This window comes from Natrinema sp. DC36, from assembly GCF_020405225.1.
Classification (GTDB): Archaea; Halobacteriota; Halobacteria; order Halobacteriales; family Natrialbaceae; genus Natrinema.
Genome location: NZ_CP084472.1, coordinates 929,038 through 951,514, shown reverse-complemented (window position 1 = coordinate 951,514; position 22,477 = coordinate 929,038). Strand labels below are relative to the sequence as shown.

General features: G+C 63.9%; 24 protein-coding genes and 1 tRNA gene. 7 read left to right on the top strand and 18 right to left on the bottom strand.

Annotated elements, in window-relative coordinates; all coding sequences use genetic code 11:
* Positions 1 to 59: 59 nt before the first annotated feature.
* From LDH74_RS05175 to LDH74_RS05165, 3 genes are all read right to left on the bottom strand, one after another.
* Entirely contained in the window at positions 60 to 437 is a 378-nt protein-coding gene (locus LDH74_RS05175; protein WP_226041461.1) for a cupin domain-containing protein, read from the bottom strand.
* Between the two features lie 146 nt (positions 438 to 583).
* On the bottom strand, positions 584 to 1,009 hold the full coding sequence (locus LDH74_RS05170; protein WP_098727199.1) for a CopG family ribbon-helix-helix protein: 426 nt from the start codon (positions 1,007 to 1,009) through the stop codon (positions 584 to 586).
* Positions 1,010 to 1,127: 118 nt separating this feature from the next.
* Positions 1,128 to 1,898 (bottom strand): creatininase family protein, encoded by a 771-nt coding sequence (locus tag LDH74_RS05165; protein WP_226041460.1) that lies wholly within the window; start codon positions 1,896 to 1,898, stop codon positions 1,128 to 1,130.
* 745 nt (positions 1,899 to 2,643) lie between these two features.
* Here LDH74_RS05165 and LDH74_RS05160 point away from each other — a divergent pair.
* On the top strand, positions 2,644 to 3,450 hold the full coding sequence (locus tag LDH74_RS05160) for a hypothetical protein (protein WP_226041459.1): 807 nt from the start codon (positions 2,644 to 2,646) through the stop codon (positions 3,448 to 3,450).
* 28 nt (positions 3,451 to 3,478) lie between these two features.
* Here the strand turns inward: LDH74_RS05160 and LDH74_RS05155 are convergent, their stop codons facing one another.
* Entirely contained in the window at positions 3,479 to 4,012 is a 534-nt protein-coding gene (locus LDH74_RS05155) for a hypothetical protein (protein WP_226041458.1), read from the bottom strand.
* Between the two features lie 139 nt (positions 4,013 to 4,151).
* Between LDH74_RS05155 and LDH74_RS05150 the strand changes: the two genes are divergently transcribed.
* The 3 genes from LDH74_RS05150 to LDH74_RS05140 all read left to right on the top strand — a co-directional run bounded on the left by LDH74_RS05150 (position 4,152) and on the right by LDH74_RS05140 (position 8,888).
* A complete protein-coding gene (locus LDH74_RS05150; protein ID WP_226041457.1) occupies positions 4,152 to 4,604 on the top strand; it encodes a hypothetical protein in 453 nt (150 codons plus the stop codon).
* A 77-nt stretch (positions 4,605 to 4,681) separates the two neighbouring features.
* Positions 4,682 to 8,338 carry a PAS domain S-box protein gene (locus tag LDH74_RS05145; protein WP_226041456.1) on the top strand — a complete coding sequence of 1,219 codons (3,657 nt, stop codon included), beginning with the start codon at positions 4,682 to 4,684 and terminating at the stop codon, positions 8,336 to 8,338.
* Positions 8,339 to 8,426: 88 nt separating this feature from the next.
* Entirely contained in the window at positions 8,427 to 8,888 is a 462-nt protein-coding gene (locus tag LDH74_RS05140; protein WP_226041455.1) for a hypothetical protein, read from the top strand.
* Here LDH74_RS05140 and LDH74_RS05135 read toward each other — a convergent pair.
* Together LDH74_RS05135 and LDH74_RS05130 are read right to left on the bottom strand one after the other, a co-directional pair.
* Positions 8,873 to 9,541 carry an O-methyltransferase gene (locus tag LDH74_RS05135; RefSeq protein WP_226041454.1) on the bottom strand — a complete coding sequence of 223 codons (669 nt, stop codon included), beginning with the start codon at positions 9,539 to 9,541 and terminating at the stop codon, positions 8,873 to 8,875. The genes LDH74_RS05140 and LDH74_RS05135 overlap by 16 nt on opposite strands.
* A 99-nt stretch (positions 9,542 to 9,640) precedes the next feature.
* Positions 9,641 to 10,594 (bottom strand): mechanosensitive ion channel domain-containing protein, encoded by a 954-nt coding sequence (locus tag LDH74_RS05130; RefSeq protein WP_226041453.1) that lies wholly within the window; start codon positions 10,592 to 10,594, stop codon positions 9,641 to 9,643.
* A gap of 152 nt (positions 10,595 to 10,746) precedes the next feature.
* On the opposite strand from LDH74_RS05130, the gene LDH74_RS05125 reads away from it, so the two are divergent.
* Positions 10,747 to 11,193: a dCTP deaminase gene (locus LDH74_RS05125; protein WP_226041452.1), complete on the top strand. Its 447-nt coding sequence runs from the start codon at positions 10,747 to 10,749 to the stop codon at positions 11,191 to 11,193.
* A gap of 302 nt (positions 11,194 to 11,495) precedes the next feature.
* Here the strand turns inward: LDH74_RS05125 and LDH74_RS05120 are convergent, their stop codons facing one another.
* From LDH74_RS05120 to LDH74_RS05100, 5 genes are all read right to left on the bottom strand, one after another.
* Entirely contained in the window at positions 11,496 to 12,590 is a 1,095-nt protein-coding gene (locus tag LDH74_RS05120) for an ATP-binding protein (RefSeq protein ID WP_226041451.1), read from the bottom strand.
* A 137-nt stretch (positions 12,591 to 12,727) separates the two neighbouring features.
* Entirely contained in the window at positions 12,728 to 13,528 is an 801-nt protein-coding gene (locus LDH74_RS05115) for an enoyl-CoA hydratase-related protein (protein WP_226041450.1), read from the bottom strand.
* Positions 13,528 to 15,099, bottom strand: coding sequence for a long-chain fatty acid--CoA ligase (locus LDH74_RS05110; RefSeq protein WP_226041449.1), 1,572 nt, complete (start codon positions 15,097 to 15,099; stop codon positions 13,528 to 13,530). Before LDH74_RS05110 ends, LDH74_RS05115 begins: the two co-directional genes overlap by 1 nt.
* Positions 15,100 to 15,489: 390 nt before the next feature.
* On the bottom strand, positions 15,490 to 15,816 hold the full coding sequence (locus LDH74_RS05105; RefSeq protein WP_226041448.1) for a DUF5518 domain-containing protein: 327 nt from the start codon (positions 15,814 to 15,816) through the stop codon (positions 15,490 to 15,492).
* A gap of 156 nt (positions 15,817 to 15,972) precedes the next feature.
* Positions 15,973 to 16,797: a DUF6159 family protein gene (locus LDH74_RS05100; protein WP_226041447.1), complete on the bottom strand. Its 825-nt coding sequence runs from the start codon at positions 16,795 to 16,797 to the stop codon at positions 15,973 to 15,975.
* 129 nt (positions 16,798 to 16,926) lie between these two features.
* Here LDH74_RS05100 and LDH74_RS05095 point away from each other — a divergent pair, with 129 nt between their 5' ends.
* Positions 16,927 to 17,547 carry a universal stress protein gene (locus tag LDH74_RS05095; RefSeq protein WP_226041446.1) on the top strand — a complete coding sequence of 207 codons (621 nt, stop codon included), beginning with the start codon at positions 16,927 to 16,929 and terminating at the stop codon, positions 17,545 to 17,547.
* Positions 17,548 to 17,791: 244 nt separating this feature from the next.
* On the opposite strand, the gene LDH74_RS05090 is transcribed toward LDH74_RS05095, so the two are convergent.
* Positions 17,792 to 18,274, bottom strand: coding sequence for a universal stress protein (locus tag LDH74_RS05090; RefSeq protein ID WP_226041445.1), 483 nt, complete (start codon positions 18,272 to 18,274; stop codon positions 17,792 to 17,794).
* Here LDH74_RS05090 and LDH74_RS05085 point away from each other — a divergent pair.
* Entirely contained in the window at positions 18,264 to 18,428 is a 165-nt protein-coding gene (locus LDH74_RS05085; protein ID WP_226041444.1) for a hypothetical protein, read from the top strand. The two genes, LDH74_RS05090 and LDH74_RS05085, sit on opposite strands and share 11 nt — an antisense overlap.
* Before the next feature lie 260 nt (positions 18,429 to 18,688).
* Here the strand turns inward: LDH74_RS05085 and LDH74_RS05080 are convergent.
* From LDH74_RS05080 to LDH74_RS05055, 6 genes are all read right to left on the bottom strand, one after another.
* A tRNA-Thr gene (locus tag LDH74_RS05080) sits at positions 18,689 to 18,762 on the bottom strand.
* Positions 18,763 to 18,774: 12 nt separating this feature from the next.
* Positions 18,775 to 19,290: a GNAT family N-acetyltransferase gene (locus LDH74_RS05075; RefSeq protein ID WP_226041443.1), complete on the bottom strand. Its 516-nt coding sequence runs from the start codon at positions 19,288 to 19,290 to the stop codon at positions 18,775 to 18,777.
* Positions 19,259 to 20,482 carry a phosphoglycerate kinase gene (pgk, locus tag LDH74_RS05070; protein WP_226041442.1) on the bottom strand — a complete coding sequence of 408 codons (1,224 nt, stop codon included), beginning with the start codon at positions 20,480 to 20,482 and terminating at the stop codon, positions 19,259 to 19,261. Before pgk ends, LDH74_RS05075 begins: the two co-directional genes overlap by 32 nt.
* A gap of 101 nt (positions 20,483 to 20,583) precedes the next feature.
* The gene (locus tag LDH74_RS05065) at positions 20,584 to 21,192 is read right to left on the bottom strand and encodes a CBS domain-containing protein (protein WP_226041441.1); all 609 of its coding nucleotides are present in this window, start codon (positions 21,190 to 21,192) and stop codon (positions 20,584 to 20,586) included.
* An 84-nt stretch (positions 21,193 to 21,276) separates the two neighbouring features.
* Positions 21,277 to 22,047 carry a GTP cyclohydrolase III gene (locus LDH74_RS05060; protein WP_226041440.1) on the bottom strand — a complete coding sequence of 257 codons (771 nt, stop codon included), beginning with the start codon at positions 22,045 to 22,047 and terminating at the stop codon, positions 21,277 to 21,279.
* Positions 22,048 to 22,123: 76 nt separating this feature from the next.
* Positions 22,124 to 22,450 (bottom strand): DUF5785 family protein, encoded by a 327-nt coding sequence (locus LDH74_RS05055; RefSeq protein WP_226041439.1) that lies wholly within the window; start codon positions 22,448 to 22,450, stop codon positions 22,124 to 22,126.
* Positions 22,451 to 22,477 lie beyond the last annotated feature (27 nt).

Genomic DNA, 22,477 nt, shown 5'->3' with positions numbered 1-22,477 from the left:
AAACCGTCCTGCCTCTTTGCGGTTCCAGACGCCACGGCCGTCCCGTCACCGAGCGAGACCTACCCGGCGAATCCCGACAGGAGCCACTCGTCGCCGTCGCCCTCGTCGTCAGCGATGCTCGGCGCGCTCACGAGAACGAACGCGCTTTCGCTGTCGCCGTTGCGGATCTGTCGGGTCGATGACGGCGGGATCCACAGCGCGTCGCCGGTTTCCATCGCGACCGGTTCGTCGTCGACGACGACCGTCGCCTCCCCCTCGATGAGGACGTAGATCTCCTCGTGGTCGTTGTCCGTGTGATCGTGGGGCTTGCTCTTCCAGCCCGGATCGCAGCGAGCCACCGTTACCCCAACCTGCTCCGTTTCGAGCGGATCGCTCAGTACGTGCATCGCGCTCGAGACCTGCTCGACCTCCTCGTAGTTGACCTTCCGGTATGTCATACGGACCCTTACGTGAGGACGACAGTAAAACTATACTGTTGACTGGCTTTGTTTGCGGAATTCGCCGAAATTTCCCGTCACTCACCCATCACGAATTCTGGGTAGTGGTATGTGCGGTCCGCGTCGTCCAGATTCGTCTCGCGATCCTACCCCTGAGCGAGCGGATCGAAACTGTCGACCGGCATGACCGAGTAGTCGACCGTCAGCGCGTCCTTGGTCGCTCGAATCTTTCCGACGAACGCCGAGATATCCTCGAGTTCTCCCTCGAGGACGAACAGTTCCATGCAGTAGTGGTTACCGACGTGGCTGTGAAAGTTCGACGCGACGAGACTTTCGTGTTCGTGGCGCAGGTGCATCATCCGTTCCTCGACGCTCGTCGTCTCGTAATCGAACAACACCGTGACGATTCCCATCAGATCGCGCTCTTCCAGCCGGGTATCCTCGAACTCGCCCAACAGGTTTCGCGAGGCCTCCCTGACGACTTCGCTCCGACCGGTATACCCGTGCTCTTCGGCGAACTGATCGAGCCGCTCCAAGAGTTCGTCCGGCATCGAAACGCTGACAACTGCCATATAATAAACTTTCCGCTGCAGCTATTAAGGATTATCATCACGAGCGGCCGTCGATGCGCCTCGAGAACCGACTGGGACAGCGGTGCTTGCTTCCAGTGTAGCCGCGTTTCCTTCCAGCTCAAACGTGCTCCCGTGGAAGCAGGTCCTCGAACTCCTGGGCCGCCAGCCACTCACAGAGCCGGACGAGCTGGTCACTCGCCGCCTCGAACAGTTGCTCACCCTTCGCCGCCGTCGCATCCGTCTGATCGCCCAACACGCCGTTGTTCGTATTGTCGGCCGCGTCGTAGAACGTTCGCGAGCCGTGTTTGATCGTCTCGGCCGCTTCGACGTCCGGGATTCCGGTGTCCCTGGCCTCCTCGAGTCGGTCGTCGTGAACTAACTCCGGCTCGAGGTACTGGATCAGGGCGGTCTCCTTCGGGCCGCCGTGGGGGCCGTTCTGTTCGAACAGGTCGTCGACGAGTTCCGGGATCGAATCGTTCCACATCCACTCGATTGCGTAGGCGACTTCGTCCTGCCGAAGGCGTGCCCCGACCTCGCGCAGGTGGGGGACGTTCCCGCCGTGGGCGTTGACGTAGATCACCCGGTCGATCCCGTGCGACGTGAGGTTTCGAGTCAGCGATTCCATATACTGTCGGAACGCCGGCGGCTCGACCCACATCGTCCCGTGGAACTGCCGATGGTGGCCGCTGACGCCGACGTTGATCGTCGGCGTACAGAGGTAGCCCGTCCGATCCGCGACCGCCCGCGCGAACGCTTCGCCGATCAGGTGATCTGTCGCCTCCGGCAGGTGCGGCCCGTGCTGTTCCGTCGATCCCAGTGGGACCAGTGCGAGCGATTCCGATTCGAAATACGACTCGAGGTCGGGCCACGCTTCGTCGCCGAGGTACATGGGAGCGTTTCGTGTGCGAACCACCAATAACGTGTGGCTGACGGCAGCCCCGCGAGCGAACCCGGATCGGACGCCGATCGCAGTCCCAGCGTCGAATCCGACGGAGCCGGGATGCGAATTCGGGGCGCCGGCGGCGTCGACGCGTCGAACTCGGTAATTGTTGGTTACCGAGCCCGGCGGTGTTCGTGGGGGTTCCCGGTCTCTCTACCCGACCCATTCCGTCGAGATGAACGAATCGACACAAAATTCCGAGGATTATTTTGAACAGTTGGCTATGAAACGGTTGTTCGTCCAATCGATTCGCCCCACAGTTGGAGTATCGAGATCCGCTGAGCGCTGGCAACGACGGCCACTTACCGTGTCGAAACCGGTCGCGTTCGGCCGTGATAACCCCCACCCGTCCGACGAACCGTCGACCAGCCCCTATGAGTGAAACTGGACAGGTTCGGCCAGTCGGTGCCGCCAGTCGTTCTCACTCGATTGATAGCTGTTCGCCGCCGATTCCGAACTCGGTCACAAAGCGCGTTTATCGCCCGCCGGCTCGAGGGTCGTCTCGCGATCGCTCGCCGGAACTGCTGTCGTCCGGGACCGAACCCGTCACGATCTGTCACGGTACGGTCGTCGCGCAATTCGCCGTAACGGACACTTCAATCGTCGAGGCGACGGCGATCGGAACCGGTTGGTTTCGTGACCGATTAATACGCACTCAATTACGAAAGGCGGTCGGCACCAACCACGATTGCACATGGCACCACTGTACCCCGCTCAAGCACAGGTTCCGGACTGGCTACAGGACCCGATCGCGGAGCTGATCACGTTCCTCCCGCGGATCATCGGCGCGCTGGTGATCCTCTTCATCGGCTGGATCATCGGCCGACTAGCCGCGCGCGTCGTCCGACGGATCGCCGACGGCGTCGAACTCGACCGAATGGTCCTCGAGACGCCGCTGGGGCGCGTCCTCGGCGGCACCGAACAGGCCGTCTCGAGCGCGTTCGGATCGCTGGCCAAGTGGTTCGTCTACGCGCTCGCGTTCCTCGCGGCGGCGAACGCGTTGGCGATCCCGTTGCTGTCGGAGTGGATCGCGACGGCGGTCTCGTACCTGCCGGCGTTCATCGCGGGACTGCTCGTCATCACCATCGGGTTCGTCGTCGCGGACTTCATCGGCGACGCCATCGAACGAACGCAGGCGGCGACCCAGTCCGCCTACGCCAGCTGGTTCGCGACCGGAACGCGGATGTTCCTCTACTTCACGGCGGTCGTCATCGGTCTCGACACGATGGGAATCGACGTCGGCATCCTCTACGTGTTCGCACGAGCGCTCGCGTGGGGGCTCGGCGCGGCGATTGCCATCGGCGCCGGCATCGCGTTCGGCTGGGGCGGCAAGGACTACGTCGCCGAGAACATCGGTGGCTGGATGAGCCGAACGAGCAGCGTCACCCCGAGCGACGACGAGTCCAGCGGGAGCCGATCCCGAAGCAGCGAGCGGGCCGGAAGCAGTCCGAGCACCGACCGCGAGCCCGGATCCGAGCCCGGTCCGGGCGACGACGACTGAGCACACGCGCCGAATCGCGCTACGGCGGTCAGTCGGCTTCGATCCCGGTCGCGGCTCGAGCGCCCTCCTGATCAGCGGTCTCGTCGCGCGGAAACAGCGGCTTGACCGGCACGATCACGTGGGCTCGCACGAGCCGTCCGTCGTTCCGTCGCCACTTTTTCAGATGAGCGATCGAGTGTGAGCCGCTGTACCCGTCCTCGATGCGCTCACAGATCGCGTCGAACTCGGTCTCGTCGAACAGTTCGGCCGAGACCCTGTCCGTCTCGACCGCGATGCTCCCGCGACGGGCGTAGACGTCGAGGCGGCCCTCGAACGCGTACTCGAGATCCTCGATCCAGCCGTGGACCTCGCCGACCGACGGGCGGTCCGGGGCGGTCGGAAAGGTGATCGACGCGCGATACTGGTCGGGACGCTCCCGGACGTGGCGCTGCCAGAGTCGTCCGAGACGCCCTGCGATTCCGGCACCGGGCAATCCCGATGCGACGTCGGTGAGTCTCTTGGCTGCAGCCGACGAGTACCGGCGGAGGAGTGTCCCGGCGTCGGCGCCATCGCGTTCCCTCATTCGTTCTCACGTTCGAGTTGCGGGCATCGGTAATACGTCCTTTGTTGTCGGAGACGATCAGCTGCCGAGACTGTCACTTGGTCGAGGTGATCGGTGCTTCGCGAGAGTTTTGTACAATCCGCGACTACCGCAGGACAGAATGCCTCGAACAGGCCGCAGCCGCTCGATTCCGTTCCTCGCCGGCTCCATCGCGATCGTCGCCCTCGGCGTCGCGGGTAATATCGGCTTTGACTCCCCCCGCCGAACGGTTCCCGCGCTCCTCTTGATCGCGCTCGGCGTCGCCGGCGTCACCAGTACGACCCGGGAGTACAGCACGACACAGCTCCGCCATACGGCGAAGCGATGGTGGCTGCTCGCGTTCGCGACGTTTCTCCCGTACGCGCTGGCGACCGCCCCCGACAGCGAGGCGGCGGCCGCCGTCGGCGACGCGTTCGCCGGTCCGGTCGCCGGCCTCGTCCTCGAGTCGGTCGCCGGCGCGACGGTCTGCTGTGCGGTGTCGATGACGGTGCTGTACGGCTTCGCCCGGTACGGTATCCATCCGGGACGGCCCACGCCGGAGGAGCGCGTCCTCGCCGACGGCGGCGAAGAGTAGAGTCCCCGGACGATCGATCCGTCCTCGAGACCGGCGGCAGCGCTGGACTTATCCGTTCGAGCGGCATCATTCGTCTAATGACCGAACGGGTCGAATCGGCCGATCCTGCACCCCGATTCGATGGCGGCGACGGGGCGGGGTTTCAGTGGTACCGGACGCTCGTCGACACGGTCGCGGAGGGAGTCTTCCAGCTCGACGCCGACGATCGAATCGTCGCGGTAGACGAGACCCTCCTCGAGCTGACCGGCTACGGCCGCGAGGCGATCCGCGGCGAGCACGTCTCGCAACTCGTCGACGGGTTCGAAACCGAGGCGCTCGGGGGCGATGAGAGCGGTGCGGGTGGCGATGGGGACGCGGATGGCGATCCGGGTGCGGATGGCGACGGGGACGCAGATACCGATGGGAACGCAGGTACCGACAGGGACGAAGGGAGGGACGGAACAGCGAGCGATGACGAGGGTGGCGTCACCTCGACCGAGGGAGTGATCCGGACGGCCGCTGGCACCGAAATTCCCTGCGAACTACGCCTCGGGACGGTGCCTGCCGACGACGGCCGGCGGGGGACGGTCGGCGTCGTTCGCGACCTCGAGTCGCGACCGTCCGAGGGCGCGTTGCCGGCGGAATCGGAGACGACCGAGAGCGCGGATCGGCCGGTCGAGCCGGCCGCGGCGTCCGAACCGGGCTCGTTTCGCTCGTTCGAATCGATTACTGCAGTGCTCGAGGGGGCCGACGTGGGCGTTTTCGTCCTCGACGAGGAGTTCGACGTCGCGTGGGTCAACGACGCGATCGAGCGATACTTCGGCCTCGACTCGACGGCGGTCGTCGGCCGGGACAAACGCGAGCTACTGGACGAGATCATCGCCGAGCGAGTCAGCGATCCGGATCGGTTCGTCGACACGCTCAGTGCGACCTACGATGACAACAGCGACACCGAACGGTTCGACTGTCACGTGACGCCGAGCGAGAACCGCGAGGAACGCTGGCTCGAGCACCGGAGTAAACCGATCGAATCCGGCCCGTACGCGGGTGGACGCGTCGAACTCTACTACGACGTCACCGAACAGCACCGACGCACCTACCAGCTCCGCCGGCTGAACGAGGCCGTTCGCGAGTGGCTCGAGACCGGGACGCGCGAAGCGGTCGCCGAGCAGGCCTGTCAGCACCTGTACGACATCCTCGACCTCGAAATCAACGGCGTCTTCCTCTACGAACCGGAGCGAGCGGCGCTCGAGCCCGTCGCCTGGTCCCAGCCGGCGGCGTCCCTGTTCGAGGAAATGCCGACGTTCGCGGCCGGTGAGGGGATCGCCTGGCAGGTCTACGATACCGGCGAACCGGCGATCTACGACGACGTGACGACGGATTCGAACGTCTACAATCCCGAGACGCCGATCCGGAGCGAGATCTGCCTCCCCATCGGGGTCCACGGCGTCGTCATCATCGGCTCCGAGGAGCGGACCGCGTTCGACGAGACCGACCTCTCGCTCGCGAAGATCGTCGCCTCGAGTCTCGAGGCGACCCTCGACCGGATCGGCCGCGAACGGACGCTCGAACGCGAGCGAAGCCAGACCGAAACGCTCCTCCAGACCGCACCGGTCGCGATCTCGGTCGAAGACGCCGACGGCGAGACCGTGCTGGCGAACCGTCACGCGCAGACCGAGCTCGGACTCGGCGACCGCGATCCTCTCGGCGAGACCGAGTTGCTCGCCGCGCTGGACGTCTTCGATGCGGACGGCGAGCCGTTCGATCCCGAGAACGGTCCCTCCGCGCGCGTCAGAGCGACCGGCGAGCCGGTACGTGACGAGGAGTTCGTCGTCGAGGACTCGACCGGTGACCGAACGTGGTTCTCCGTCACCGCCGTTCCCGTCTTCGGGCCGGACGGCTCGCTCGAGCAAGTCATCTCCGCCGGCGAAGATATCACGACGCTCAAAGAACAGGAACGCCGCCTCGAGCGGCGCAAGCACGAACTCGAGACCGAACTGAGTGAGATCCTCGGGCGCGTCTCGGACGCGTTCTACGCGCTCGACGACGAGTGGCGCTTCACCCACGTCAACGATCGCGCCGCGGAACTGCTGGGCCACGCGAAGACTGAGCTCCTCGGTGAGACCATCTGGGAGGCGTTCCCTAGCGCGACGAGCTCCGATCTCGGCGACCGGTATCGCGAGGCGATGGAGACCCAACGATCGGTCTCGTGGGAGCGGTACTCCGACTCACTCGACATCTGGATGGAAATTCAGGCGTATCCCTCCGAGACGGGGCTGTCGGTGTACTTCCGAGACGTTACCGATCGGAAACGTCGCGAGCGCCAACTCGAACAGTACGAACGGATCATCGAAACCGTCGAGGACGGGATCTACGTGCTCGACGGGGACGGACGGTTCACCATGGTAAACGACGCGTACGTGGCGCTCACAGGCTACGATCGCGACGAGTTGATCGGAAGCCACGCTTCGCTCGTCGTCGACGAACGGGTGATGGATCACGCCCGGACGGTCGCGGAAGACGAGAGCGACGCGCCGACCGTCGAGACGGATCTCGAGACCGAGTCCGGCGATCGACGGCCGGTCGAGGCGACGGTCGCGTCGATCACCACCGCCGAGTCCGGGTCCGAACGGATCGGCGTCGTCCGGGACATCACCGAACGGAAGGAACGCCAGCGCAGGCTCGAGGAGAGCGAGCAGCGCTACCGCACGCTCGCCGAGAACTTCCCGAACGGCGTCGTCGCCCTGTTCAACGAGGAGCTACGGTACACGGCCGCGGGCGGACAGCTCCTCGACGACCTCGACATCGATCGAGCGGCCGAACTCGAGCAGACGATCTACGAACGATACCCCGACGAACTGGTCGCGGAGATCGAGCCCCACTTTCGGGCCGCTCTCGACGGCGACGAACGCTCCTTCGAGGTGACCTATCGCGGTCGAACCCTCCGTGCGACGACGCTGCCGGTTCAGACCGGTGGCGAGGTCGCAAGCGGCATGCTCGTCGTCCAGGACATCACCGATCGAACGGAGTATCGACGCAAACTCGAGGAGTCGAACGAGCGGCTGGAACAGTTCGCCTACGCCGCCTCCCACGACCTCCAGGAACCGCTTCGAATGATCACGAGCTACCTTCAACTGATCGAACACCGCTACGCCGACGACCTCGACGCGGACGGCCGCGAATTCATCGAGTACGCCGTCGACGGTGCCGAGCGGATGGCCGAGATGATCGACGGCCTCCTGGAGTATTCCAGAGTCGAGTCGCAGGGCGATCCCCTCGAGCCGGTCGATCTCGACGACGTTCTCGCTGATGTCCGCGAAGATCTGGCGGTCAGTATCGAGGAGCGAGACGCCGAGATCACGACGGAGCCGCTTCCCGTCGTCGCGGGCGACGCGAGCCAGCTCCGGCAGGTGTTCCAGAACCTCCTGTCGAACGCGATCGAGTATAGCGGGGACGAGCCCCCGCGGATCCACGTCAGCGCCGATCGGAGCGGCAGCGAGTGGGAGATTTCGGTCCGCGACGAGGGGATCGGCATCGATCCGTCGGCCCAGGATCGGATCTTCCAGGTGTTCCAGCGCCTCCACAGCCACGAGGAGCACGAGGGGACCGGGATCGGCCTCGCGCTCTGTCACCGGATCGTGGAGCGCCACGGCGGCGAGATCCGCGTTGACTCCGAACCCGGCGAGGGGTCGACGTTCTCGCTGATTCTGCCCGCTGGCGACGACGGTTCCGTCTCGTCGCCGGCGTCGGAATAGCCGTCACAGCGATTCGAGCGATCGATTCGAGTCGACTGCAGTCAGTCAACAGCTATATATTCGAGCACCGACTCGACCCGTCAAAGCGGTGCACGACGTGATTCCGACAATACGCGGTTCGGATGGATCCCTGCTCGCTGCCTCGCTCGCCTGTTTCGCCGTCGCCGGCGTCGCGACCGCCGCCGGTATCGACGGGCTCGGACTATCACTTGGAGCGACCGGGCTCGCCGTCGTCGGCGTCTATTGCGTCGCTCGCTACGCCCAGTCCGTCTCCCGACGGACGCTCGCCGTCACGGCGCTGGCGCTGTGGCTCTCGTTTCTCGGGGTAGCCGGCGCTCACGCCGTCGGCCTCGAGTCGATCGGCTCCGTCGCACCGGGCCCCGCTGAGGCGACGACCGTCGCGCTCACCGCGGTCACGTGGGCGACGCTGCTCGCCGCCGCCGCGTCGACGATCTTTCTCGGCTTCCGCGAGTACGGCTCTCCGGCTCCAGCAGCGGAACCCGACGATCAGGTGTTTGACGGCGACGCGTCCGATTACTCGACACGATAGCTGACGGCGATTCCTTCTCCCAGCGGGACGATGACCGTCTCGAAGGCCGGATCGGTACGAACCGTCTCGAGGTAGTCGATAACCCCCTGCGTGTGTTCGGTACAGTTGACGGGAGCGTCGCCCTCGGCCCACTCGAGCAGGGCCTCGAAGTCGAGGACGCTCGCCGTGATCGCGTTGTCGGCGACGACGATGCCGCCGACCGGAATCTTCGAGCGGACGGCCTCGAACGCGTCCGCGTACCGGTCCTTCTGGTGGTCGATCAGGACGACGTCGAAGGGGCCGTCGGAGCGATCGATCGTTTCCATCGCGTCGCCGAGCTCGTAGCGCGCGACCCCGTCGTAGCCGCCCGCGGCCATGTACTCGCGGGCGAGCGCGAGTTCGTCCTCGTCGACCTCGGTGAGGACGAGCTCGCCGTCCGCGGGGAGGGCATCGGCGAACCAGTAGGCGGAGTAGCCGTAGCCCGACCCGAACTCGAAGATGCGCTCGGCGTCGCTCAGGCGGGCGACGAACCGGAGGAATGCGCCGACCTCGGGGCCGACGTGGGGGAACCCCTCGGCGGCGGCGTACTCGTCCATCTCGATCAGGGTTTCGTCGGGATCCGGCCCGACGGCGCGAACGAAGCGGGCGATCTCGTCCGTGAGGACATCGGTCATACGCGAGCGTACGACCGCCAGCCTATAGGGTTCGGGGAGCCGGAAACGGTCGTTCCGTCCCACTCGTCCCGTCATCCGCGTTCCGCACCCGACGGATCCCTACCGGTTCCGACTCACGGGGAACGAGACGCGATCGGGATGCTCGTTGAACCGCTCGAGGACCCGTTCGTAGAGGTCGTTTTTCACCCGCTGTCCGCGCCGCGGGTGGACGAGATACCGCAGCCGAAGTTCGACCCACGACTCCTGCTGGACGACGTTGACCGATGGACCGTCCCGAACCTCGAGTTCGACCGGCGTCTCCTCTAACAGTTCGCGGTAGCGGGCGATGTTCTCGGCCATGCGCTCCCCCAGATACTCGTCTGCGACGTCGGTCAGTTCCTGACGGGCGAACGCCAGATCGGTCTCGTAGGAGAGCTGAATCGAGATTTCGTTCCAGACGTACGGGAACTTGTCCCAGGAGAAGTTGTACACCTCCGAAGAGAGGACCGTGCTGTTCGGAAGGGTGACGACGCGCCCCGAGGGCTGGTTCGAGGAGACGAGTTCGCCGTTGATCTCCCAGAGGGTCGTGACGAGGAAATCGACCTCGATCACGTCGCCCTTGGCGTTCCCGATCCGAATCCGGTCGCCGACCTGATAGGGCCGTTTGACCATGATGTAGATCCAGCCCATCAGCGAGAACAGCGGCTGTTGCAGCGCGAAGGTAATCGCGAAGCCGACGACGCCCAGCGAGAAGAGCACGCCCACCCACTGCTCCGTCAGGACGCCGAGCAGTCCGATAACGGCGACTGCACCGAGGCCGAACCGGAGCACGTTTCGTGCGTCGTGTGCCCGCCGTTTGTTCGCGATCCGCTGAACCAGTAGGTGCCGCACCAGTTGATAGAGCCCGTAGGTTCCGGCGAGGACGGCGACCGCCAGCAGAGCCTTCTGCGCGATTATTGCGCCGGCGACATCGCCGACCGAGAGCCACGTCAGATCCAGCGCCGGCACCGCGTTTGCAGCGACGGTGGCGACGAACGCAACTGCCAGCGAGCCGAACCCGAGGAGCCTGTTCACTCGAACGGATTTACAGGCTCGCGTGAAAACGATTGTGTTGATCCTGTCAGCCGTCGGCGTTGCCGATCTCTGTGGGCCGCTGTCGGAACCGCGAACCACCTGTGAGCAGCGAGGATACCCTTTTTGTGCTCGAGACCGTCTACCAACCCGATATGTCCGCCGAACACCCCCTCGCCGACTCCGTCGACAATCTGGTGTACGAGCCGGTACAGGTTCACGAACACGGGATCGACCTGACCGTCGGTGCGATCTACGAGGTCGCCGCTCCCGGTCGAATCGACTTCGGCGGTGACGAACTCGCGGACGCCGACCTCGAGCCGGTGCCGACCGAACAGGAGAGCCCCCACGACGAGTACGGCTGGTGGTACCTCGAGGGGGGCCAGTACGTGATCCAGCACAACGAGTTTCTGACGGGCCTCGAGGGAGCGGCACAGCTCCAGCCGCGCAACGAGCTGTTGGCTCGAGGCGGGTCCCATCCCTCGATGCACGTCCGAGACCACCTGCCACTGCTGCCGCTGTCGGTGGCCGACGGCGGGCTTCGACTGAAGGAGAACGCGCGGGTGTCGACGCTGATGGAACTCAACAGCAATTCTCAGTAACCCCGCAGTCGGTTTCGGTCACCGGCCACTAATTGTGTCGCGATTCTGCGGTTCGGTGAATACCCTTCTCAGTAGACGTATGAACGGTGCAGCGGGTTCTGAATGGATTCGTGTAAGGAAGTGTCCTGCTATCGTGGCAACAGGGAATCGCCACGCCCTCCCCAACCGATTCACTCAGTAACTCCGTTCCTTCGCTCATCCCTCGCGCAATGTTTTCAGCCGCCCTCACTTCCGTTCGGTCGGCTTCAAGCGCGCGCCACCGCAGGCCGGTTGGCCGGTCCGGAGCGAAACGCGGTTTCCCTTCATTCAGCGTGACCGCGCGCAGCAGGGAGCGTGAACGAAATCGTCGTTCCATCAGTCGGTTCGGAATCGATCCAAATCTCGCCGCCGTGGCGTTCGACGATGCGCCGACAGAGCGCGAGACCGATCCCGGTCCCCTCGTGTTCCTCGTGGCTGTGGAGGCGCTGGAACACCTCGAACACGCGGTCTTCGTCCGCCGGATCGATACCGATCCCCTCGTCGCTGACCGAAACGATCCACGCATCACCGTCGCGCACGGCGGAAATCATCACTCGAGGCGCTCGCTCGCCGCTATACTCGATCGCGTTCGACAGGAGGTTCTGGAACACCTGCCGGAGCTGGCTCGCATCACCGGAGACGGTCGGCAACGGTTCCCTAGAAATTTCGGCGTCGGCGTCCGCAATCTGTCGCTCGAGATCCCGGAGGACGTCGTCCAGTACCGCCTCGAGGTCGATCGGCTCGAGCGGCTCCCCTTGCGTATCGACTCTGGAATACTCCAGGAGGCCGTCGATCATCTCGGCCATCCGCTCGGCACCGTCGACGGCGTACTCGATGAACTCTCGCCCGTCCGCGTCGAGGTCGTCGGCGTAGCGGTGCTCGATCAATTGGAGATAACTCGTGACCATTCGAAGCGGTTCCTGGAGGTCGTGGGAGGCGACGGAAGCGAACTGTTCCAGTCGCTCGTTCGACTCCTCGAGTCTGCGCCGGTACTCGTGACGCTCGGTGATATCGAAATGGGCGACGGCGACGTACCTCCGATCGCCGTCCGTAAAGGGTGCTGCCCGCATGAGAAACCATCGCTGTTCGTCCGGCGAGTGGCACGGATACTCGAATTCGAATAGCTCTCGGTCGCCCGAGAGAATCTCGGACAACCCGGCGGCGACAGTCCGTGCGGTCTCCGTCTCCGCCCGGGCGGTGATCTCGAGATAGTTGGTGCCGACCGTATCCGGCCGGAGTTCGATATCGTTTTGCTCGCCGAACTCCCGCCACGCGCGATTCGTATGCAGGATCGTCCCCTCCTCGTCGAGAATCGCGAAATTGATCGGAAGCGTGTCAACCGCGGCTGGAACGAGTGCCTCCGGCTCCCGAGCGTTCATACCTACTATCCGTCGATCGACGGAGAAAACGTTGTCCCCGTCGGGGGAAACAGAAACGGCTCGCGGACTCGGGAGCGTCTCCTGCCATCGGCCGCAACTCCGAAAAAAGAAAACGGTATTGAACCCGGTGAGCGATACTACTGCCCGTCGTATTCGGGCTCGCGATCCTCGAGGAAGGCGTTGACGCCCTCCGCGTGGTCCTCCGTGTCGAAGACGATCCCCTGTGCGACGGCTTCGTCGGTCAGGGCCTGGTCGAGCGATTTCCCGAGGCCTTCGCCGACCAGTCGGTTCGCGTGTCGGAGAGCGATCGGCGGCCCGGAAACGACCTTCTCGACGAACGCGTCGACCTGGTCGTCGAACTCCTCGGTGTCGTAGACGTGATTGACGAGGCGGAGATCCTTCGCGCGGTCAGCGCCGAAGATGTCGCCGGTCAGGACCAGTTCCTTGGCGACGTTCTCGCCGACGATGCGGGGCAGCAGGTAGGAGGTGCCGGCGTCGACGCTCAGCCCGACCTGCCGGAAGACGAAGCCGAAGGCGGCCCGGTCGCTGGCCAGTTGCACGTCGCAAGCGATCGCGAGGTTCGCGCCCGCCCCGACGGCGGCCCCGTCGATCGCCGCGATCGTCGGGATCGGATAGTCGACCAGCGTGGTCATCATATCGTTCGTCGAGCGCTCGAGGCTGCGCACCCGATCATCGGCCGGCATGTCGTCCTCGAGGGCGTCGGTCATCCGCTGGATGTCGCCGCCGGCGGAGAACGAACCGCCAGCGCCCTCGATGACGACGCAGCGGGCGTCGCTGTCCTGAATCTCCTCGAGGGCCTCGAGGAGGCCGTCGCTGATCTCGTCGGAAAGGGCGTTGCGCCGATCAGGCTGGTTGAGCGTGATCGTCGCGGGTCCGTCGTCCTCGATCTCGAGGAGGACTGCATCGCCGAGTGCCATTATTCGCCACCTCCTTTCTCTTCACGGAGCTTAAATTTTTGGACCTTTCCGGTGGTCGTCCGCGGCAGTTCTTGGACGAACTCGACCTCACGCGGGTGCTTGTACTCCGCCATGTTGGTCAGACAGTACTCCTTGATCTCCTCTTCGGTCACGTCGCCGTCCGGCGTGCGGACGATGAAGGCCTTCACGGTCTCGCCGCGGCGTTCGTCGGGAATTCCGGCGACGGCGGCGTCGGCCACGTCGGGGTGCTCGAAGAGGAGCTCTTCGACTTCACGCGGGTAGACGTTGTAGCCGCCCGTGACGATCATGTGCTTCTCGCGGTCGACGACGTAGAAGAAGCCGTCCTCGTCCTCGTAGCCGATGTCGCCGGTGTGGAACCAGCGCCGGCCGCCCTCCTCGGTGAAGGCCTCCTCGTTGGCCTCGGGCAAGCCGTAGTAGCCCTTCATCACGTTCGGCCCGGCGATGACGATCTCGCCGGTGATCTCCCGGAGGTCGGCCTCCTCTTCGTCGATCGGCCCCTCCTCGACCGGGGAAACCTCGTTGAAGTCCTCGTCGACGACCTTCGAGTCGACGCCGGGGACGGTCTTGCCCACGCTGCCGACGCGACGGCCGTCGATCGGGCTGTTGAAGTGGGTGATCGGGCTGGTCTCGGTCAGGCCGTATCCCTCGTAGATCTTCGGCTCGTAGAGCTCCTCGAACTGTCGGAGGACCTCGACCGGGATCCCGGAGCCGCCGACGCCGCAGAGCCGCAGCGACGACATGTCGAACGACTCGGCGTCGGGCTGGTTGATCACGTCGTTGTACATCGCCGGCACACCGTGCATGATGGTCAACTCCTCGTCCTCGATGAGCGAGATCGCCTCCTGTGCGTCCCACGAGGCCATCGGATAGTACGCAGCGCCGTTGAACAGCGCCGCGTTCATCGTCACTGTCATCCCGTAGATGTGGAACAGCGGGAGGACACCGAGTCCCTTGTCGTCGGGGCGAATGCCATCGGGGATGAGCTCCGCCGCCGCGTTCGCGTTCGATGCGAGGTTTCCGTGGGTGAGCTGGACCCCCTTCGGCTGGCCGGTCGTCCCCGAGGTGTAGGGCTGGACCGCGTCGTCGTCGTCATCGCGGTCGGCGATGGCCGGGTCGCCGGGCTCGAGGAACTCCCCGAACGCAGTGGCGCCCTCGGCGTCGCCGCCGACGCTGACGACGTGTTCGACGTCCGTTTCGTCCTGTACTTCCGTCACGAACGGGACGAGGTCGGCCAGCGCGACGACCACCTTGGCCTCGCTGTCCTCGAGCAGGTGGCCGATCTCGCGGGCCTTGTACTGCGGGTTCATCGGAACGACGACCCCGCCGGCGCGAAGCGTACCGTGGAACGAGATCACGAACTGCGGTAAGTTAGGGAGATAGAGTGCGACGCGGTCGTCTGCGCCTATTCCGCGCTCCTCGAGCGCGGTCGCGAACGCACCCGTTTGCCCCCAGAACTCCTCGTAGCTCGTCTCGGACCCCTGAAAACCGATCGCGGTGTTGTCGCCGTGTTCCCCGACGGCGTCCGCGACGTTAGTGACAAGATTTGTCATAGTCCGTGCAATACGTTTCCGTGTATCGTAAAAAAGATTATTAAAGACGATGCCAGCTGTCGATCAGCGAACGACCGCGACGTGGATCGGTGAGTCACGCTTTCCGTACCGAGGAGTAGCGCTCTGGAGCGGCTAACGACGCATAGAACGGCCGTCGAACCGCCGATCCGTTAGTGGATCTCGCGTCGTTGAAGACGGCCTCGGGCGCAGAAAATCTGAGATGGGCGGTGAACGGCGCGACGTACTGTAGATCGTGTCGGCTGTTTCGTCTTGAGTAGACCATAGTGGAGGATGGCGATGCCGATCGCCCTGTAGGTGGTTTTACCGACGGTGAGATTCACCATCGGATAGACCGGGAAAAATACGAAGAGCGGACGATTCCGGTCTGCTTCACGAGCGTTTCCTCGATAGCCACTGTCCACCAAAGGCCCCTATACCGCCGAAGAGCGAACCCATACCGATCATAAATGGATATACTAGTAGGAACCCGAATACGTATTGGAGAGCGATAGACCCTAGCGGGAGAGCAGCCGATTGAGTACCGATGCGAAGAATAAGGGCCACTGGGCCTAGAACGAGAATCGGTAGTCCGCCGGCATACCCACCGGCTTTCAAAGCGTCTCGCCGTGTCCCGTTATGAAGGAAGCCAGCAACGAATCCTCCGACGAGTTGGCCAGATCCAGCCGATGGAGCAGATGGGGCAAACAATGCAGCCATATTATATTTTAGCTCTACAATATTTATAAATAAACAGAGTAAGGCGCCACAGAAGATGGGGGCCGAAAATCGCCTGCTAAATAGCGACTCAGGTATCAAATCCCTCATTCTATGTGTCATAGTTCATAAACACACGGCCTGACGAGGCGCCGCCGGTCACTCCGAGAAGATATCGTCCGGCGAGAAGGCCTCGAGCGGGCCGACCGGTTCGCCGGTGGTCGCATACCGGTAGAGGGCGGCGCGAACGATCATGCCGAGGACCTGCGTGACGACGATCGTCGCGACGAGCAGCAGGCCACCGATCGTGCCCATAACGTACGCGGCAATGCCCGTTGCAGACAGGTACGCGACGGCGAGGAGGCAGACACCGACGAGCGCGACCGGGAGTAGCGCCAGCCCGATCCCGAGCGTCACGGTCACGCTCTCGCCCCACGTTCGAGCGAAGGCGTTCCCGCTCCGTCGCAGATCCGACCGGAGCGTATCGCTCCGGTCAGTGACGATCACCGGGACGACGAAAAACGTCAGAAGCCCCCACGTCAGGTCGAGGATCGACCGGGTGAGCGTTCCGACACCGGGTACGTTGTCGGACAAGACGGAGAGGAGAGTGCCGACGGTCGCGGACAGCAGCCCCCACTTCGCGATCCGACCGCGGACCGCCCACGCGGCGGCCAACCCGTCGCGGACGGTCGGCTCCTCGCCGGCGAACTGTCGGGTGGCACAGTGGACCACCGCGGCGTTGAAGAAGATGCCGACGCTCGAGGAGACGGCGAGGCCGGCGAAGATGACGCCGTACTTGACGAGCCGGTTCGTGAACACCTCGTCGACGAGTCCGTAATGAAGTACCGCGACGCCGCCGACTGCATACGCAGTTCCGACGACCACGAGACTCAACAGCGGAAGAACCGCGAGCCGGGGCCGCTCCCGGAACACGTCGAGGCTGGCGTCGGTGACCGTAACCGCGCGCCGGAATCGTCCTGACATATTCACAACTACTCTTCCGGAATATATATTCTTGTCGTTCAGTTGACTACCGTTGGCTCGAACCCTCGAGGCCGGACGGAGACGGACTCGAGGGTATTTACGGCCGCGTTGCCTAGCCTCGCGGTATCGATGTACCAGGACATCCTCGTTCCGACGGACGGGAGCGACGGAACCCGTCGGTCGCTCACGCACGGACTGGCGATCGCGGAGCGATTCGACGCGACGATTCACGCGCTGTCGATCGTCCCCGAGGGGCCGCTGGGGACGCTCCAGACCGACGAAGCGATCCCCGCCGCGGAGCGGGCGGTCGAGCGGATCGAGGCCGAAGCGACGCGGGAGGGCGTCGACGTCGTGACGGCAGTCGAGCAGGGTGTCCCCCACGAGGAGATCCTCGCGTACGCCGACGATCACGGAATCGACATGATCGTCATGGGAACGCAGGGCCGGACCGGACTCGATCGGGTGCTCGTCGGCAGCGTCACCGAACGGATCGTCCGAATGGCCGACGTCCCGGTCGTCACCGTCCGCCTAAACGACGAGATACGGATCGAAGACACTGACGAAGCCGCAGAGATCGCCCGAAAAACCGCCAAACAGGAGGGGTACGACGAGGTCAGCCTCTCGGAGGGTCCCCACCGAACCAGCGCCTCCTGGATCGTCCCCCTCGAGACCGAGTCGGGACCGGTCCACGTCCACGTTGACGCCGTGACGAGCGAGGCCCGGGTCGCCAAGGGAACCGACACCGAGTAGGACCGTCCGCGACGCACTCGAGTTTACGTGTCGGACGGCGTCCTCCTTTCCACCGAGTCCTCGCACGTGATCGTCGCGAGCCCGACGACGTAACTGGCCCAGATTCGCTCGTGGCCGTTGGGCACCTCGAATCGGTCACCACAGTCCCATAGTGAGAAAGAAGCGGAATATTCTACTACACGACTATTGCTGAAGGAGTTGTGAAATCAGGAAGAGTGTGGCAAATACTATAGTTGAAGACGTTTCAATTGACAACCGTAACCTTGGCAGGGGTCTGCTCTCTGAGATAGGATCCTACATCTGGATTGTTGCCAAAAATTCTACTCAAAACCCGCTTCCATGTCGGATTTTTATTCTCCCCGATCACAATAATGTCTGCCCCGATATCTATTGCTTCAGTTGCGATTAATTTTTCAACAAGAAATCCGTTTCGGGTGACCACAGTGGGATTGCAATCCTCAAAGAAGGGGCTAATAGCGCGGCTTATCTCATAGCGGTTGTAATTTTCACCGTTCTGGAATATGTTTATGTGGAGAACATAAACCTCACTTATATCCTCTGACTTAACAAGATCATTCGCATGTTCAAGTGTACGGATACTTGTACCTGTAAGCGGGTATCTAATTGGGACCATACATATTGGACTTTCTGATATCATGTGAATTGGGAGTGCTTGGACGTTTGTGATGATGGAATAGATATATAGATAGTGGCCAATGGAAATCATAGCAACAGCCGGAGAGTTGGTTGACGAAAAGGCACTTCCGCGATACTCAGCTAAGTCCAAGATGTTTGACCACTACGATGGTGACGAGAACAACCACTGCCTCGTTGAGACGCTCTTCCCAGACCGCTTTAGACATGGCGAAACCACCTCGTGAGCGTCAAATATCAGGCGAAAGTGGGAACACTCACGACGTGTTGGATCGTTATCGAGCCGCGTCGGCTCGCCAAGGAACCGACCGCATTCCGGACACGACGGGAGCTGGTCGAAGTAGTCACTCCCGGTGCTCATGTCGCGACACCGCCGGTTACGTCCCGATGAGAATGGACTTTGAACCTCGGGTTCGGACTACTGGTAGACGGACTTCTACGGAAAGTCCCGAGACCTGCAGGTAGGGGATTTGAACTTACTGATTCAAGCCAGAGCAGGGATTTGAACCCCGGGAGTCTCGATTACAAGTCGAGTGCATGAACCACCCATGCTCCCCTGGCGCAGGCCGTAGGTTAGCCGTCCTCCTTTGAATGTGTATCGTTTTCGCCCCGGTCCTCGAGCGAGCGTGACATCGTGACCCGAAACTCGTCGTATCCCTCGCGACGGTAAAAGCGGCGAGCTGCCTCGTTGTCCGCCATCACCTCGAGTAGCAGTTCGTCGGCTCCCCGCTCGGCGACCGACTCCTCGGCCGCCTCGAGCAGTGCGGTGCCGATTCCGCGACCGCGATAGGCCGGTTCGACGTAGATGTTCGAGAGCATCCCGCGATTGCTGTCGAGTTCGAGGGTACCGCGTTCGATCGAGACCGACGCGAAGCCGACGATGTCGCCCTCGAGGCGGGCGACGAGCAGCCCGTCGGCGACCTGGTAGGCACCGAGCGTCTCGCGCATCGTCTCGCGGTTCGCGTCGGCGCGGACGGCCGACTCGTACCGGCGCTGATCGCGGGCGAGTCGGACCCACAGGTCCGCGAGCGGCTCGAGGTCGTCGCGGGAGGCGAGTTCAATCGTCGGCTGCGGGTCGTTCGGGGGCATTCTCGAGTGCCGTGACGGCGGGGAGCGATTCGGCGGTGAGCATCCGCAACGCGGCACCGCCGCCGGTACTGACGTGGGAGAACCCGTCCACGCCGAGTTTGCGCAGCGCGGAGGCGGTGTCGCCGCCGCCGACGATGCTCATCGGACTGTCCGTCGCGGCGTCGTAGAGCTGTCGGGTCCCCGATTGGAAGCGCTCGTCTTCGAAGACGCCGGCGGGACCGTTGAGGATCACCGTTTCCGCGTCGGCGAGGATCCGCCGGTAGTAGTCCAGCGTCGACTCGCCGATATCCATTGCGGACTCGCCGTCCCCGGGCGGGAGAGCGTTGACGCCGAGTTCGTGGCGCTCGTCGTTCCGGGCGACGGCGACGTCACGGGGCAGTGCGATCCGGTCGCCGTACGCGTCGAGCAGATCGGCGGCACGGTCGATCTCGTCCCAGTAGCCCTGATCGTAGATGAAGTCGGAACTGGCGTCGCCGAGATCGACGCCGTCCGCGATGAGAAAGACGTTGCCGACGACGCCCGCGGTGAGGACGTGATCGGCCAGCCCCTTCTCGAGGACGGACCAGGCGACGTCGATCGAGTCGGGCACCTTCGCGCCGCCGAGGACGTAGACGCGGGGTTCGGGCGTCTCCTCGATGGAGCCCAGCACGTCGAGTTCGGACTCCATGACGCGGCCGGCGTAGCTCGGCAGGATAGTCGGCAGGCCGACCAGCGAGGGCTGTGAGCGGTGGGCCGCGGCGAAGGCGTCGTTGACGTAGGCGTCCAGCACCGATTCGAGCCCTTCGACGAGGTGCGTTCGGGCGGCCCGTTCGGGCTCGAACTCCATGTACTCCTCGCTGTAAAAGCGGGTGTTCTCGAGGACGAGGCAGTCGCCGTTCGAGAGGTCCCTGACGGCCTCGCGGGCGGCGTCGGTGAAGGTCGCGTCAACGTAGTCGACGGGGTGGCCGAGCAGTTCCGAGAGGCGGTCGGCGTGAGATTCGAGGGAGACGAAATCGTCGCTGCCGGGCCGACCCTGATGGGCGAGGACGGCGACCCGCCCGTCGCGCTCTAAGAGTTCCGAGAGGGTATCGACGTGAGCGCGCAGTCGGGCGTCGTCTGCGAGCGTGCCATCATCGCCGATCGGACTATTGACGTCGACGCGAACACCGACGGTAGTCCCTTCGACGTCCAGGTCGTCGAGGGTCGCGATCATTATCGATCCGTGCACCGCGGCCCCCGAAAGGTCTTTCTATCGGAGAGATAGGGCTCGGCGACCGGTGACACGGATCACGCCGCCGTCCGTCCGGTTCCCGGTCACACCGACCGGCAGTCCGCACAGACGAGTTGGCCGTTGGCGTCCCACAGCGCGTCCGCGAGCGAGCCGCAGGCCTCGCAAATACCCTGGGTGGTGTACTCGTCGCCGCCGTTGGGGAGCACTCTGGTGTCGCCCGCCGCGCTCGCGCGGGCGGCTACGGGATCCGCGAGTTCGCGACCCCGATCGATCGACGGCTCGCTCGAGCGGGTGGGGGTCATCGTCGCCTGGAACGAACTCGCGGCGGCGATGACGTCGCGCTGGGTGACCAGGCCGACGATCCCGTCGTCGTTTTCGACGATGACGTTGCGAATGTTCTGGCGAGCCATCGTCGTGGCGACGTCGGTGAGCGACCGGTCGGGGCCGACCGTGATGACCGGGGTCGTCATCGCCTCGTCGACGGTCGTTGTTGCGGGATCGCGCTCGTCGGCGACGAGGCCGAGCACGTCCCACTCGGTGACGATACCGACCGGCTCCGAACCGCGAACGACCAGCGCACAGCTCGTCCGTTCGTCTCGCATGAGGGGGACGACGTCGAGAACGGTGTCTGACTCGCTGACTCCGACGTAGTCGGTCGTCAGGACTTCTCTAACTGACAGTTCCGATTCCATATGCGAATGGATGACACAGACGGGCTAAAAGCTACCCCCGCCACACTTAAGCAAACCGGCGGTGAAGCTCTCTACTTCCGGGATTCAGGCCGTCTCCCACTCGAGTTCGACTCTGGTTCCGTCGGCCCGGCAGGTCTCGAGCGCGTGTTTCGCGTCGTAACCCGCCTCGTGGGCGCTCTTCCCGCGACCGACGCCGACCTGCATCTCGACGTCGACGGCCTCGGCGACGTGAGCGGCCGCCTCCTCGTAGTCGGCCCGCTCGAGGTCGGGACAGACGACGATGACGTTGTCGCCGCCGACGAAAAAGGAGAGGCTGTCGTGGGCGTAGCGCATGTGCCGCATGAGTTCCGCGTAGCCCTGTTCGATCTCGATGAACGTGTCGAAGGCGTTGAGTTCGTCGGTGTAGTTGCCGGTCGCGTTGATCACGTCGAAGTGTGCGATCTGGACGTCCCCGTCGGTCCGGTAGCCGTCCTCGATCACGCGGCCCTCGAGACACTCGCGGCGATTCTTGTCCTGTGCGCTACCGGCGTCCTGCAGGCGTTCGGTCGCGTCCGAAAGGGCCTGCACGGGGCTCGTCCCGGTCGCGACGCCGAGGCTGAGGCTCACGGGGTATCGGTTACCGACCGATTCCTGCAGGAGGGCGTGATCCTCGAGCGAACAGCCGTTCGTGACGGCGATCATGTTGTCGAAGCGAGTGAAGAAGGTGTAGCCGCCGCGGTTGCCGACGAACTGGGAGATATCTGCGAACAGTCGGGACTGCATCGTCTGGAGATCCGCCTCCCGTCGGGGCTCCGGCGTCACGGTCCACGGCCCGTAGTTGTCGATCTGAACGAGCGTCACCTGCGTGTTAGTCACTGTGGCCGATTCTTTCGAACGCCGTCGTATAAGTGATACGTAATCCAGATTCGTGACGCGACTCGGAAACCGTGCCTCAGGCGGGCTTCTTCTCGGGGTTTTTGCCCTGCGGGTGGTACTTCCAGAAGCCACCGGCGCGCATCGCCGCGCCGATAGCCTTGTGCATATCGACCATCGTCTCGAACTCCGCGGGTTCGACGTACTCGAAGATTTCGCTCATCGGAACGACGGTCTCGTAGTTGATCCGGATCGGATACTCTCCGTACTCAGCGACGAACTCGTCGCGGTCCATCGGGAAGTCCTCCTCCTCGTCGACCTTGTCCGCGATGATCCGCATGTCGAACTTGCGCATCCCCTCGCTGCCCTCCTCGCCGTCGGGATCGACCGGCCAGTTGCTGCTCATACCCGACCGTGTGCAGGGGACCCGCAA